This is a genomic window from Albidovulum litorale (genome assembly GCF_025751495.1).
Classification (GTDB): Bacteria; Pseudomonadota; Alphaproteobacteria; order Rhodobacterales; family Rhodobacteraceae; genus Albidovulum; species Albidovulum litorale.
In genome coordinates this window covers 865,071-877,934 of sequence record NZ_JAOWKZ010000001.1, presented here as the reverse complement: position 1 = coordinate 877,934, position 12,864 = coordinate 865,071, and the positions used below count along the sequence as shown (strand labels likewise).

Genomic DNA, 12,864 nt, shown 5'->3' with positions numbered 1-12,864 from the left:
CCTAAGTCGGCAAAGGGGCGTCGGGTTTGAACTGGTCCATCACGATCTGGCTTTGAACCCGTGAAACGGCGGGGTGGGCGAGCAGGACCTGATGGATCAGTCTGTTCAGGCCTGCGAGGTCTTCGCAATAGACGCGGAGTAGATAATCCGCCTCTCCGGTCAGGGTCCACGCAGATGTGATCTCGGGCTGGGTGGCGACGAGGCGGGAAAAGGCCGTCGTTGTGTCGGCCCCGTGACGGGCCATCTGGACCTGAACGAAGGCCTGAACGGCAAGGCCGAGGCGCAGGGGATCGAGTTTTGCGGCATAGCTCTGGATCAGCCCCTCGGCCTCCAGCCGCTGGCGTCTGCGACCCGCCTGGCTGGGCGAGAGGTTCAACTCTTCGCCCAGCTCCTGCGAGGTCAGATGCGCATCGCGTTGCAGCGCGGCCAGGAGCCGTGAGTCGGTCTCATCGAGCGTGATGCGTGAATCTTGCATGATTTTGCAAGTATAGCGCGGAAAACGCGCATATGTACATCAAGTTCTTATTTCAAATGCGCAACAGATGCGTGACAGGTGCGGTAAAATGACCATGAATGCGCACAGGAGAATTTCATGGGTCCATTTCCCCATTCCGCCCCGAAATCGGTGATATCCGAAACCAATCCCGCCGGAACCGACGGGTTCGAATTCGTCGAGTTTGCCCATCCCGAACCAGAGGAGCTTCGGCAGCTTTTCGCCCGGATGGGATATGAGCTTGTGGGGCGCCATCGTTCGAAGGATATCGAGCTTTGGCAGCAGGGCGATATCACCTACATCCTGAACGCCGAGCCCGGCAGCTTTGCCGCGCGCTTTGTCGCAGAACACGGGCCCTGCGCACCGTCGATGGGCTGGCGGGTGGTCGATGCGAAACACGCTTTCGACCATGCCGTCGCGATGGGGGCCGAGCCCTATGAGGGCGACGACAAGACGATGGACGTACCCGCGATCCGTGGCATCGGCGGGTCGCTGATCTACTTCATCGACAAGTACTACGAGACCTCGCCCTATAATAAGGAATTCGACTGGCTGTCGAAGTCAAAACCGGAAGGCGTGGGTTTCTACTATCTCGATCACCTGACCCACAATGTCCACAAGGGCAATATGGACACGTGGTTCAGGTTCTATGGTGACCTTTTCAACTTCAGGGAAATCCGCTTCTTCGACATTCAGGGCAAATTCACCGGCCTGTACTCACGGGCGCTGACCTCACCCTGCGGCCGCATCCGCATCCCGATCAACGAGGACCGGGGCGAGAAGGGCCAGATCGTCGAGTATCTGAAACGGTACAAGGGCGAGGGGATCCAGCATATCGCGGTCGGGACCGAGGATATCTATGGCGCGACCGACGCCATTCACGACCGCGGCCTGCGGTTCATGCCGAAACCGCCGATGAGCTATTACGAGATGAGCCGCGACCGGGTGGTCGGCCATGAGGAGCCGCTCGACAAGATGGAAAAGCACGGCGTTCTGATTGACGGCGAAGGCGTGGTCGACGGCGGCGAGACGCGGATCTTATTGCAGATCTTCTCGAAGACCGTGATCGGGCCGATTTTCTTCGAGTTTATTCAAAGGAAGGGCGATGACGGGTTCGGCGAGGGCAACTTCAAGGCCTTGTTCGAATCCATCGAGGCCGACCAGATCGCACGGGGCGTTCTCAAGGCGAGCTAAGGGAGGGGGCGGGGGTAGCGTCCGGCAAGCGACGCGCCCCTCAGCCTTTCCGCCAGATCGCCAGTGCCATTCGGATGCCGTCCAGCATGTGCTCGCGCTCACCCGGGTGTTCGTACGTATAAGACCTCTCGGCGGCCGCAAGGTGATTCCAGTCCGGCGCTTCAGCCGCTACGGCGCCGAGGTGCCGCCGGACGTCGTCATCGCGGCCGAGCTGCGCTGCGATTGCGGCAGCCCAGACCCGCTGGCGCAGATCGGGGTGCGCAACGCGCGCCATCGCCTGCGCCGCTTCTTCATAGCGGCGGAGCTGATAGAGCGCCTCGAACTGGATCACATAATAATGGCCACTGCGGATCGGCTGGATTTCGTCCAACCGTGCCAGGCAGTTCAGTGTCTCGGCGGGCCTGCACCGAACAAGCATCAGGATCGCCATGTCGTGCAGGCTGTCCGCACTCGACGGGTTCAGCCTCAGCGATTGTGAGATATTGGCCTCTGCAGCTTCATACTCCCCGGTAAACGACTGCACGTAGCCGAGCGCGGCCAGCGTGCGCGGTTCGGCCGGAGCGATTTCAACGCCGCGTTGCGCGTAAGTGCGCGCGCGCTGCCGAACCTCGTCGCTGGCAAGACCATAGCCATGCTGGGCCAGTTCCGCCCAGGCGAGCCAGGACCAGGCGAGGCCGAAACCGGGATCGACCGCGATTGCCTGCTCCAGATGCACGCGCGATTCATCGATCAGAGCCGGGTCCGCCCGCCGCATCAGGGCCATCGCTTTCGCGTAGTGGTCGAACGCGGTCACGTTGGAAGTTGGCCGTTCCACCGAGCTGCTTCGCCCTTCGATCAGGAGCGCCGAGGCGAGTTGGCCGACGATCCGGACTGTCGCGTCGTCCTGCAGCGTCAGGATCGCGTCGCCGGAGCAATCGAAAATCTCGGCCCAGACCATTGAACCGTCCGCGCAGTCGTTGAGACGGAGCGCAAGGACCGGTCCGTTGGGTCCCGGGCGTGCCGTGCCGTCGACAAGGTAGTCCGCCCGCAGTTTTTCCCCCACGCGGACGAGGTCGCGCCCGGCATCTTCGACGGCGGATTCAACCGAATGGCGCGCGATGACGGTCAGGGTCCGGAACCTTGCCAGACCCATTCCGATCCCGTCATTCACGAACTCGATGCGGGCGCTGAGTTCCGGTTGGCCGGTCTGATCTGCGAACGGCAGGATCGCGATGCGCGGCAGATCTCGGCTGGTGCTCAGCCCGGACTCTGCGAGGTCGGTCGCCTCTGCGAGCATGTAGCCACGCCTTGGCACCGTGCGGATCATGTCGCTTGCGTCAGGACCGAGGGCGCGCCGGATATCTCTGATCGTCTGGGTCAGGGAATCCTCGGTGACGGTCACATCGGGCCATATCGTGTCGAGCAGCTCCGCCTTGGTCACCACACGGCCCCTATTGCGCGCCAGATGGCACAAGAGCGCAAAGGACTTGGCGCGCAGTTCAATCGTCTCACCGTCGCGGCTGAGCGTGCCATTGTGGACGTCGAGCGATACCGGTCCGAGTGCAATGCGCCCATCCTGATTGTTGTCCGCCATGCCTTCACGCTCCGCGATGGAAGCGGCATGCTCGCGGAGAGAGACAATCCGTGTCAAGCGCGACACGCGGGCGCCTGTGGCGTCGCATTGGTTCCAGTGAGATCAATCGGTGCGATTCCGATGTCGTCCAGATAATGCGGCGAGAGCGCCGCGAGGCGTTCGACCGCCGCGCGGAGTTCCGCGTCTGCCTGCCGTTTCAGATTCCACAGCTTGTATGTCTTCCAGACGGATTGAATTCGGCTGAGCGGGTGGGGCAGGGTGTGATGAAGGGTAATGTCGGCCATTTCGTGCCTCCTGATCCGGTCGGGGCGGCATCGCACCGTCCCTGTTCAGAGCGTGTCAGAAGGCGTGAGAGAAGTCCGGAAGGTGGCCTGAAGGTTTTCTGAAACTGCAATGAATCCCAAAATGCTCTTTGGGAATGTCTTCAGCCGTTCTTGAGGATTTTCAAGACGATGGTTTTGCCGCGCTTGACGTAACTCAGTTCGCTGTCGCCGATGGCCGCCACCTGACCGCCATCGAGCCGGTCGCCGATCTTCAGCTTGACGTAGCGCCCGTTGGGCATCCGCACCAGCGCCCGGCGGTTGGCGGAGGAACCGTAGATGCCGATCAGACTGATTTCACGCAGGTTGATCGCGTTCTTGATCGTCGCCTGCTTGGCCACCGTGGCAGTGGTCGGAATGTTCGGGGCTGCCGAAACCGGTTCGGGTTCGTCGATCTCTTCCTCCGGTGCCGCCTGAGGCGCTGCTTGCGTCGGTGCCTCGGGAACGGCAAGGCTGGCCGCAACCGCTGCCGCGACCGCGTCGTCGACCGCCGGGGTGGCCGCGATAACCACGGGTCTCAGTCCTTCAGGGCGCGCGCGCGGGCGCAGCGATGTTGCCACGGCCTGTGGCGTGGCCGAGGCCAGTGCTTGCGCCAGCGCTTCCGCCTCGGCCTCTTCCTCCGCGATCCGGGCCTCGGTCGCGGCCACGAGGGCTGCGGGGCGGGGCTTCGGCTTCAGGGCGGCATGGGCCGGATCGACCGGGGCGGGCAGGGGCGCGTCTTCTGCCGGGGCGGATGGGTCCTCTGCCGTGGCGGTGTCAGACGGACCTGCATCGGGCGATGCTGGGTCAGACGTGGCGGCGGCCTCGGGTTCAGCTTCCAGTGCCGGTGCGGGGTCCGGCGTTTCCGGCTCCGGCTCTGTGGCGGGCAGAAGTGCGGCGGGCCGGGCCACAGGGGCGACGGGGGGGCGTCCCGCGAAGACCGTGACGCCATCCGGTGTCCGCACCCCGTCCGCGGTCGGGACGATGAACCCATTGGCGTCGAACTGGTATTCGGTACCCGGCGGAGGGGGCACCGGTTGGGGCTTCAGGCCCGGATCGGGTGAGGTTGTCGTGGGGGCGAGAAGGCTCAGAACCGGGGCTGCATCAGTGCCGGGATCGGATTCCGTACCGATCGACGGGGGCACATCTGCGCTGGGCGGCGGGGTGTCGGCGGTGCTTGGCGGGCTTGTCCAGATCGTCCCGGCATCCGGGGCGGACAGGTCCGGCGCGGCGAGTGCTACATCTTCCGTGACCGTGGTTTCGGGCGCCGGTGGGGTGGTGTCTGCCGGGGGTTCCGCAACCGCTATCTGGTCGACCTCTGGCGCAGAAGCTGCGGCGACCACATCTGTCGGCACCTCGGACTCTGCCGCCGTTTCTGTCATTTCGGTAATCGCGGGCGCGTCTGCGACGGTGGCGGGTTCCGACGGGGCGGAGGCATCCGAGAACCAGAGCGACCCAAAGCCCACAAGCGCCATCAGGACCAAGAGTGCCGCGACAAGAACGAGGCCGAGCTTGAGCCGCAGGGGTGGGGCATTGCGCAGGCCGAGCCCGATCTCGAATGCTCCCGCCTCCCTGTCCGCGGGTGGTGGGATCATTTCGGCGGCTTTCTGCCGTGCCTGCAACTGAGCCCTTGTGCCATGACGTGCGTCGGTCAGATGCACAGACGGAACGCGCGGAGCCTTAACGCGCGGCGTCTGAATGCGTGGCTCGGCGGCTGGTGTATCGTCCACCGCCACATCGGCGCCTGTCACGCCTCGGCTTTTGTCTGTCGCGGACCGGCCGAAACCGGGCAGGTTGAACCGGGACGGCCGCGCGGCCAGGCTGGGTGTTTCCGGCTTTCCGGGCGGGACTGCCGGACCCACACGGCGCGATGCGAAGGCCGGGGCTGCCGGAACAACGGGCAGTTCCGGCAGGTCCGCCGTCTCATCGACGTCCGGCATGTCATCGACCGCGATGAAGGGGGCCTCTGCGGCCTCCCCCGCCGAAGCCGGTTCTGGTCCGAGATCCGTGTCAAGCTCGTCCTGAAGCGGGTCGTCGGGGTCGGATAGGGTCTGGCCGTCCGCGGACAACTCCTCCGCGTCGTCCGGGACGAGCCCGGCGGTGATGCCCAGCTCGGTTTCCGCGTGGTCGCGCTCTGTGCGGTCGGCCATGACATGGTCGGCGGGACTGGGCCTGGCCTCGCCGGGCAAGACATCGGCGCTGACGACCATGTCCGGATCGCGGGCTTCGGGCTGTACCGCCGCCTCCACGTCCGGGACGTCACCGCCGGAAACATCTTCCGGCGTGTCTCTGGTTGTGGCCGTCGCCGGTTCATCGCTTTCGGGCTTGGCCGATGCCAGATCATCGACACGTGTCGCGTCTTCCGCTTCCGCCTCGTCGTCGGTTCCTGCCGCTGGATCGTCCACCGTGCTATCGGTCTCTACGACGCCCAAAGCCTCCGATCTACCGACGAGGTCGTTTCCCTCGTCAACAAGTTTCGCGCCCGACCGGGTCAGGCCGAAAGAGGGTTCGCGCGGGAACTGGTCAGGGTCGGGCGCGGCGGCGAAGCAGAGCGGGTGAAAGCCATGTTCTTCCGCAAAGGCCTCGGCCTCGGCAAGCGTGTCGCGGGCCACGACGGCGACCCGGACAGTTCCGTCCTGTTCCGCCCAGTCAAAGACCAGATCCTCGACCGAATAGGGCGTGCGGCCCTCCAGTGCCCCGGCGATCTGGCGACAGCGCGCGTCTTCATCGGGGCCCGGCGCATCGGCCTCGGTGTAGAGAATCTGCGAAGCGGGCAGCACCAGCTTTGTGGCGAACCCGTCCGGTGAGAGCGCTGCAGCAAGGTCGCGCAATTCGGCGAGTTGTCCGTCGAGTTCGGGATCAGCGAAATCGGCACGGCCGAGCTCTTCCCAGCCATCCCCGGCACGGGCGAGCAGGTCGACCGCATCATGGTCGAGTCTAAGTGAAAAACCGGGTTCCATTGTGCGCAAGTAACATTATCGCGGCCCACACCAAAGCCGCATACCACCTGATTTCTGTCCTAAAGCAGATTCTTGCCCATGGAAAGCCGTGCCGCCAAGGAACTGCTTGCGAGGAACGTCAAAGCCTTGATGATTGTCGCGCAATATGGAGGGATTCATGCGCTTGTTCAGTATCTTCACGGTCATTCTTGCCCTGTCAGGCCCGGTTTTGGCCGCCGAGACGGGACCCGCCACGATCACGGTGACCGGCGAAGGGCAGGTCGAGGCCGCGCCGGATATGGCGATGGTATCGCTCGGGGTGACGACCGAGGGGGACACCGCCTCGTCAGCGCTCGGCGCCAATTCCGAGGCGGTTGCGGCGGTGATTGCCCGGCTGAAGGCCGAGGCGATCGAGGACCGGGACATCCAGACCTCGGGCCTGTCGCTCGGCCCGCGCTACGACTATGGCGGTTCGAACGGCGGTCAGCCGAAGATCACCGGTTATCTGGCGATGAACATGGTGACGGTCCGGGTGCGCGACCTCGCGGCGGTCGGAGGCGTATTGGACGGGGTCGTGTCCGAGGGCGCCAATACGCTGAACGGGCTCAGCTTCGGTCTTGAGGACGACGCGTCAGCCATCGACGAGGCGCGGCGGCGCGCCGTGGCCGACGCGGCGCACAAGGCTGCGCTTTACGCCGAGGCCGCGGGGGTCAAGCTCGGCAGGGTCCTGTCGATCTCGGAACCGGCAGGCTTCCAGCCGCGCGGCCCGGTGATGATGGCCGAGGCGAGTTTCGCTAAGGGCGCGGCGGATGTGCCGGTGGCCACGGGCGAGGTCAATCTCGGCGCGTCCGTGTCGATCGTCTACGAGATCGCCGAATAAAGCCGAAGCGGGTCGGCAAGGTGGGCCGGGGCCCACCTTGCTGTTTTTCAGGCCGTCGCCTTGGCCAGTGCCTGATCGAGGTCGGCGATGATGTCGTCGGCATCCTCGATCCCGATCGACACACGCACGACGTTCGGGGCCGCACCGGCCGCCTTCTGCTGCTCTTCGCTGAGCTGGCGGTGGGTGGTGGAGGCCGAGTGGATGATCAGCGAACGGGTATCGCCGAGATTCGCCACGTGGCTGAAGAGTTCGAGTGAATCCACGAGCTTCACGCAGGCCTGATAGCCGCCCTTGACCGCGAAGGTGAATAAGGCGCCTGCGCCTTTCGGATAGAGCTTTGCCGCCCTGTCCGCATAGGGTGAAGAGGCGAGGCCGGCATAGGTCACGTAGTCGACACGGGGATCGTTCTCCAGCCATTCGGCGACCTTCTTCGCATTGGCAACGTGGCGTTCCATCCGCAGGCTCAGCGTCTCGATCCCCAGAAGCGTGTAATGCGCGGCCTGGGGGTTCATCGTCATGCCGAGATCGCGAAGGCCGATGGCGATGGAATGGAAGGTATAGGCAAGGGGTCCGAAGGTTTCGTGGAATTTCAGCCCGTGATAGGCGGGTTCGGGTTCCGACATCGAGGGGAACTTGCCGGAAGCCGACCAATCGAACTTACCCGAATCCACGATGCAGCCGCCGGTCACGGTGCCGTTGCCGGTGAGGTACTTGGTGGTCGAATGCACCACCAGCGTCGCCCCCATCTCGATCGGGCGGCAGAGATAGGGCGTGGCTGACGTGTTGTCGACGATGAGCGGCAGCCCCGCTTTGTCGGCGACACCGGCCAGCGCCGGAATGTCCGTGACATAGCCGCCCGGATTGGCGATCGACTCGCAGAAGATCGCACGGGTGTTGTCGTCAATCGCCGCCTCGACCGCAGCAAGATCATCAGTGTCGACGAATTTCGCCGACCAGCCGAAGCGTTTTATCGTCTGGCTGAACTGGGTGACGGTGCCGCCGTAGAGACGGGTCGACGCGATGATATTGCAGCCTGGTCCCATCAGCGGGAACAAGGCCATGATCTGCGCGGCATGGCCCGAGGAACAGCAGACCGCGCCCTGGCCACCCTCCAGCGTCGCGATGCGTTCGGCGAGTGCTGCGACGGTCGGGTTGGTCAGGCGGGAATAGATATAGCCCACTTCCTGAAGGTTGAAGAGTGCGGCCGCATGATCGGCATCGCGAAAGACATAGGCCGTCGTCTGGTAGATCGGCACCTGTCGCGCGCCGGTCGCGGGGTCGGGGCGGGCGCCCGCATGAATCTGCAATGTGTCGAAACCGTAAGTCCTGGCCATTCCTGTCTCCGTCAGTTGGTCGCGGAGACGTTAGGGCAAGGGCGGAGGCGGCACAACGGGTCTTGGGTGCTCTGAACAGTACCCGGCCTTCAGTCGTCACGCCCCTTGCTCGGGCGGTGATCGGGATAGGTCGCAAACCCCGATCCGGACGACACCTGGCAGGCAGAGACAAGGCCCATAACGAGTGCGGCAAGCAGAAATGCGGTGATCGGTTTCATCTCTCGGTCTCCCGGTTGTTTCGGCAACCGTCCCTCGGTTCCATGCTAGGGACGACGGCAATCACCGGGAAATCACTTGCCGGACAAAGGTCGTGATCGTCAGATCACCGACCCGAGAGACGGATCACCGCGCGCCGGTTGCCGCGCTGGAACTCGATGCGCCAGCTTGTTCCACCTTGCGCAAGGACGGCCACGAGGTCGTCTGGCGATGTGATCGGGGACCCGTTTACGGCGATGAGGATATCGCCAGGGCTAAGTCGTGTACGCCGCGCCGGTCCCGCGACCTCGGTCACCACGACGCCCTCGGCCGTGAGCGGTAGGCCCAGTCGCTCGATCAGGGCGGGGCCGAGCGGGGCGATGGTAAGACCGGCAAAGACCGTGCCCGCAGGCATCCGCACCGTCTCGACCTCCATCCCCGGCGCCTCCGAAAGCTCGATCTCGGTGGTCGCCTCGATCCCGTCCCGCCAATAGCCGACGATTGCCGTGCCACCGGGACCGAGCACGGCGAGGCGGTAATCAAGCTCCTGCGGTCCGTCGATGCTCTCGCCGTCAATGCCGGTCAGAACGTCACCCGCGATGAGACCCGCCTTTGCGAAGGGGCTTTCGGGATGCAGGTCGCGGATCGCCACGCCGCGCGGGAACGGAAGGCCCAGCGCCTCGGCCAGATCGGCATCGACGGGTTGCACGTCGATCCCTGACCACGGTCGGGCAAAGTCCTTGGCCCCCGCCTCGGCCTGACGGACATATTGCGCGACGAGATCCGACGGGATGGCAAAACCGATGCCGTTCGATCCGCCCGACCGGGTGAGGATCGAGGTGTTTATCCCGAGTAACCGCCCGTCCGTATCCACCAGCGCACCGCCTGAGTTGCCCGGATTGATTGCGGCGTCGGTCTGGATGAAATAGCCCCGGCCGCGCCCCATATCGCCGCCCGCCCGGGCGAGGCCCGAGATGATACCCGACGTCACCGTCTGGCCCACGCCGAACGGATTGCCGATGGCAAGGACGAGATCGCCGACCTCGGCCTCGTCGGATCTGGCAAGTTCCAGCGCGGGCAGGTCCTCGGCCCCGTCGAGCCGGATCACCGCCAGATCGGCGGCCTCGTCGGCCAGGATGACCTGACCGGAAAACTCTCGCCGGTCAGTCAGAACGACGCGGATATCCTCGGCCCCACCGACGACATGATAGTTCGATACGACGATGCCGTCCGGCGAGAGGATCACGCCTGAGCCGAGCGAGTTCTGCACACGTGGTACGGTCTGGCCGAAATCGAAAAGCTGGGAAAAGAACGGGTCGTCGGCGAAGGGGCTCAGTCGCTGGGCGACAATGCGGCTGGCATAGATATTGACGACAGCTGGGGCGGCCTCTTTCACCACCGGCGCGAAGCTGAGTGAGATCTCGGCCCGATCGGCCGGCACCTGCGACTGGGCATGGAGCGGCATGGGCAGGGCGGCAGCCGCGATGAGGAAGATGGCGGCTATACGCATTGGATTACCAGTCCGGGTTATTGCATGCTCTTGCCAAGATTGTTCGCCGCCCCGGCAAGTTCAAGCGCGGCCCGCGCCGATTTCCGTCCCTCCTATTCTTCCTGAAGTGTCGAGAGATACTCGATCAGCGACAGTATCCGGGTGCGCACATATGCCTCGGTCTCCTCGGGTGAGTAGTTCCAATCCTGCGCCGCGTCCATCCGCATCCGGTAGCGGTTGCCCCATATCGGCATCTCGCGCGTGCCGTGTGCGCTGGCCATGTCGGAGCCGTCGATCACATCGTAGATCACCGTAACCGGAAAGACGCCGCCGTTGTCTTTCTGCAGCGTCGTCAGGTCCGGCGGCGAAGTGCCCTGCAGATAGCCGACGAAGGGGCCGTCGCCCTTCGCCGTCTCGCCGTGGCAGGCGATACAACTGTTGCGGTACTCGAACTCGCCGATGCTCATCGCGGACGCGGGTGCCGCGAGTAGTACCGCGATCATGGTCGTGATTGCCGTTTCGGAATAAGTTCGCATGGCAGAGCCCCCCTTCAAGAAATGTCTGGTCCCTGAGTCCGCGCGTCCGAACGGTGACACGTTGGTGGCGGGCATCAAAGAAGAAGAGTGCATCATTTTGTAACCGGATGTCGCAGGAGTGTAACCGGCCCGTTCCCTGGATTCAGCGCATCCAGAGTTTGGCCTGCTTGATCTGGTTGCGGATCGTCTGTTCCCGGCGTGGCAGGGCGCCCCTGTCGAACATGGCGCGGATCTTGTGGCCCTTGCCCTGATAGACGAGCTTTTTCAGCGGCTCGTATTCCTTCAGCACCTTCTTGATCGGATTGGGGGCGATGGCACGCTCAAGCGCCGCGACGGTGGCGTCGCTTTCGCGGGCGTAAAGCAGCGGCAGAGTGCGGTAGTGGCAGCTTGCATCACCGTCCAGCCCGGCCAGTTCTGGCCCCGGCCTGCCGCCGCCGAAGGAATGGATCGCCAGCGGCAGCGCCACCTGATCCAGCCACGGGTCGAGCGATTGACAGACAAGCTCGGCGGGCCCGTCATCGCGGATCGCCAGTGCATAGTTGAGGAAGCGCCGGCCAAATTCGCGTGGGCAGCGGTGAAAGAACCAGCCCGCGTTGAAATAGAGATACCTCTCCCAGTATTCGTCGGGCTGGGTCTGGTCGAGCGAGCTTTCGAAATCCAGCCCGAATTTGTGGTAAAGCGATCTCCAAGTCGCCGCGTAACCCGGCCCATAAAGCTCGATCTGCGGCCAGGTCGCCTCGCGCCGCATCGAGGCCGAGGGGCGGTCGAAATCGAAACCGACCGATGTCAGCGGACCGGTGAAAAGTGTGTCTGTGTCGAAGAAGACGAAGGGCTCGCCGTCGGGCAGCGCGAATAGTCCCTCGATCTTGTTTCCATAGGGATAGACCTGACCAAAATGCGGCGTGTCAAAGGGCAGGATTTCGGCCTCGAACCCTTCAAGAAGTACCCTGATCTCGGGGGTCATGCGTGGATCACCCTGCCAGTGCGGACCGGGTTGCGGTTCGCCGACATAGAGGCGGCCGGGAAAGTTCGGATTTGCGGCGCGGAAGGTCGCGGCAAAGATCACGGCCTCATAGCCCAGGCGCCCGGCCTGACCGATGCAGAAGACGTTGAAACTGCGTTTGCCCGGGTCCGTTTCCGCCATCTCTGAAGATTGTCCCCGTTCGAATTCCCGTGCGTCCCGGTCGACTTATAGGCGGGTTGCGGAGGGCCGGAAAGCCACGCCTGTTCAGGCGGATGCGGCCTGACCTATCCGCCGATATAGACGCCATCTTTTGGGCGGTAAAAGATTTTCTGGTTGTGCAACCGGCCAAGCAGTTCCTGAACCTGCTTCAGCCGCACCGCCTTTTCGCTGTTGCCCGATTGGCCAGCAATGTCCCGCGACAGGGTGTCCCGGGTCTGGCTCAGCGCGGTTTCGATCAGATCGATATCCGAGACCGAAAGCTCGAACATTTCGTTGTATCGGGGCATAACGTGTCCTCCGGGGGAAGCAGCCTTATGGGCTCAGGCTGACACCGTCCGTGGCGTATATCCATAGGAAAATCGTCGAAAGATTCGTGTCTGAACCTGTGGCGCCGGTATTCTGGATGTGGGATTCGGGTTGCCTTGTCGGCTGGTGCTGCCGGAGAGATTTGAACTCTCGACCTCTCCCTTACCAAGGGAGTGCTCTACCCCTGAGCTACGGCAGCCCGTTTCGTGGGGCGCGTGTTAGACGCAAATTCCGTGCCGCGCAAGGGCAATCTGGACCCTTTCGCGCCTTCACTGTAGAGAGGGCGCCATGGACAGGAAAACCCCGAAAAACCGGCCGGAAAAGGACGAGGGCAGCCGTGAAGCGCGGCTCAAGGCGGCGCTGAAGGCGAACCTCGCGCGCCGCAAGGCGCAAGCCAAGGCGCGGGGCGCAAAGCCCGCTGGGGATAACAAGGAAAGCTGAGG

Annotated in this window: 13 protein-coding genes and 1 tRNA gene; 3 read left to right on the top strand and 11 right to left on the bottom strand. The window is 63.9% G+C overall.

Annotated features, from left to right (window positions below; all coding sequences use genetic code 11):
• Position 1: 1 nt before the first annotated feature.
• Complete coding sequence (locus OEZ71_RS04475) at positions 2-475, bottom strand: Lrp/AsnC family transcriptional regulator (protein ID WP_263738711.1); 474 nt, start codon at positions 473-475, stop codon at positions 2-4.
• Positions 476-592: 117 nt separating this feature from the next.
• Here OEZ71_RS04475 and hppD point away from each other — a divergent pair, with 117 nt between their 5' ends.
• A complete protein-coding gene (gene hppD, locus OEZ71_RS04470; protein ID WP_263738710.1) occupies positions 593-1,687 on the top strand; it encodes a 4-hydroxyphenylpyruvate dioxygenase in 1,095 nt (364 codons plus the stop codon).
• A gap of 40 nt (positions 1,688-1,727) precedes the next feature.
• Here hppD and OEZ71_RS04465 read toward each other — a convergent pair whose 3' ends face one another.
• The 3 genes from OEZ71_RS04465 to OEZ71_RS04455 all read right to left on the bottom strand — a co-directional run bounded on the left by OEZ71_RS04465 (position 1,728) and on the right by OEZ71_RS04455 (position 6,519).
• Positions 1,728-3,326: a winged helix-turn-helix domain-containing tetratricopeptide repeat protein gene (locus OEZ71_RS04465; protein WP_263738709.1), complete on the bottom strand. Its 1,599-nt coding sequence runs from the start codon at positions 3,324-3,326 to the stop codon at positions 1,728-1,730.
• Entirely contained in the window at positions 3,314-3,544 is a 231-nt protein-coding gene (locus OEZ71_RS04460; RefSeq protein WP_263738708.1) for a DUF1127 domain-containing protein, read from the bottom strand. The genes OEZ71_RS04465 and OEZ71_RS04460 overlap by 13 nt, the downstream gene beginning before the upstream one ends.
• A gap of 140 nt (positions 3,545-3,684) precedes the next feature.
• Positions 3,685-6,519 carry a hypothetical protein gene (locus tag OEZ71_RS04455; RefSeq protein WP_263738707.1) on the bottom strand — a complete coding sequence of 945 codons (2,835 nt, stop codon included), beginning with the start codon at positions 6,517-6,519 and terminating at the stop codon, positions 3,685-3,687.
• A gap of 157 nt (positions 6,520-6,676) precedes the next feature.
• Between OEZ71_RS04455 and OEZ71_RS04450 the strand changes: the two genes are divergently transcribed.
• On the top strand, positions 6,677-7,378 hold the full coding sequence (locus tag OEZ71_RS04450) for an SIMPL domain-containing protein (protein ID WP_263738706.1): 702 nt from the start codon (positions 6,677-6,679) through the stop codon (positions 7,376-7,378).
• A 47-nt stretch (positions 7,379-7,425) separates the two neighbouring features.
• Here the strand turns inward: OEZ71_RS04450 and OEZ71_RS04445 are convergent, their stop codons facing one another.
• The 7 genes from OEZ71_RS04445 to OEZ71_RS04415 all read right to left on the bottom strand — a co-directional run bounded on the left by OEZ71_RS04445 (position 7,426) and on the right by OEZ71_RS04415 (position 12,620).
• The gene (locus OEZ71_RS04445; RefSeq protein WP_263738705.1) at positions 7,426-8,712 is read right to left on the bottom strand and encodes an O-acetylhomoserine aminocarboxypropyltransferase/cysteine synthase family protein; all 1,287 of its coding nucleotides are present in this window, start codon (positions 8,710-8,712) and stop codon (positions 7,426-7,428) included.
• Positions 8,713-8,801: 89 nt separating this feature from the next.
• Entirely contained in the window at positions 8,802-8,930 is a 129-nt protein-coding gene (locus OEZ71_RS04440; protein ID WP_263738704.1) for a hypothetical protein, read from the bottom strand.
• Positions 8,931-9,034: 104 nt separating this feature from the next.
• Positions 9,035-10,417: a trypsin-like peptidase domain-containing protein gene (locus OEZ71_RS04435; RefSeq protein WP_263738703.1), complete on the bottom strand. Its 1,383-nt coding sequence runs from the start codon at positions 10,415-10,417 to the stop codon at positions 9,035-9,037.
• A 92-nt stretch (positions 10,418-10,509) separates the two neighbouring features.
• Positions 10,510-10,932: a c-type cytochrome gene (locus OEZ71_RS04430; RefSeq protein WP_263738702.1), complete on the bottom strand. Its 423-nt coding sequence runs from the start codon at positions 10,930-10,932 to the stop codon at positions 10,510-10,512.
• 142 nt (positions 10,933-11,074) lie between these two features.
• Positions 11,075-12,076, bottom strand: a complete 1,002-nt coding sequence (locus OEZ71_RS04425) for a hypothetical protein (RefSeq protein ID WP_263738701.1) — start codon at positions 12,074-12,076, stop codon at positions 11,075-11,077.
• A gap of 104 nt (positions 12,077-12,180) precedes the next feature.
• Positions 12,181-12,402: a hypothetical protein gene (locus OEZ71_RS04420; RefSeq protein ID WP_263738700.1), complete on the bottom strand. Its 222-nt coding sequence runs from the start codon at positions 12,400-12,402 to the stop codon at positions 12,181-12,183.
• A gap of 143 nt (positions 12,403-12,545) precedes the next feature.
• Positions 12,546-12,620: transfer RNA gene (locus tag OEZ71_RS04415), tRNA-Thr, on the bottom strand.
• A gap of 89 nt (positions 12,621-12,709) precedes the next feature.
• Here OEZ71_RS04415 and OEZ71_RS04410 point away from each other — a divergent pair.
• Positions 12,710-12,862: a hypothetical protein gene (locus OEZ71_RS04410; protein ID WP_263738699.1), complete on the top strand. Its 153-nt coding sequence runs from the start codon at positions 12,710-12,712 to the stop codon at positions 12,860-12,862.
• Positions 12,863-12,864: the final 2 nt, after the last annotated feature.

What these genes read in the sequence shown, in the direction of transcription:
- OEZ71_RS04410 (WP_263738699.1), top strand. Translation starts at nt 12,710, where the DNA reads ATGGACAGGAAAACCCCGAAAAACCGGCCGGAAAAGGACGAGGGCAGC.
- OEZ71_RS04460 (WP_263738708.1), bottom strand. Translation starts at nt 3,544, where the DNA reads ATGGCCGACATTACCCTTCATCACACCCTGCCCCACCCGCTCAGCCGA.
- OEZ71_RS04440 (WP_263738704.1), bottom strand. Translation starts at nt 8,930, where the DNA reads ATGAAACCGATCACCGCATTTCTGCTTGCCGCACTCGTTATGGGCCTT.
- hppD (WP_263738710.1), top strand. Translation starts at nt 593, where the DNA reads ATGGGTCCATTTCCCCATTCCGCCCCGAAATCGGTGATATCCGAAACC.
- OEZ71_RS04430 (WP_263738702.1), bottom strand. Translation starts at nt 10,932, where the DNA reads ATGCGAACTTATTCCGAAACGGCAATCACGACCATGATCGCGGTACTA.
- OEZ71_RS04420 (WP_263738700.1), bottom strand. Translation starts at nt 12,402, where the DNA reads ATGCCCCGATACAACGAAATGTTCGAGCTTTCGGTCTCGGATATCGAT.
- OEZ71_RS04435 (WP_263738703.1), bottom strand. Translation starts at nt 10,417, where the DNA reads ATGCGTATAGCCGCCATCTTCCTCATCGCGGCTGCCGCCCTGCCCATG.
- OEZ71_RS04445 (WP_263738705.1), bottom strand. Translation starts at nt 8,712, where the DNA reads ATGGCCAGGACTTACGGTTTCGACACATTGCAGATTCATGCGGGCGCC.
- OEZ71_RS04450 (WP_263738706.1), top strand. Translation starts at nt 6,677, where the DNA reads ATGCGCTTGTTCAGTATCTTCACGGTCATTCTTGCCCTGTCAGGCCCG.
- OEZ71_RS04455 (WP_263738707.1), bottom strand. Translation starts at nt 6,519, where the DNA reads ATGGAACCCGGTTTTTCACTTAGACTCGACCATGATGCGGTCGACCTG.
- OEZ71_RS04425 (WP_263738701.1), bottom strand. Translation starts at nt 12,076, where the DNA reads ATGGCGGAAACGGACCCGGGCAAACGCAGTTTCAACGTCTTCTGCATC.
- OEZ71_RS04475 (WP_263738711.1), bottom strand. Translation starts at nt 475, where the DNA reads ATGCAAGATTCACGCATCACGCTCGATGAGACCGACTCACGGCTCCTG.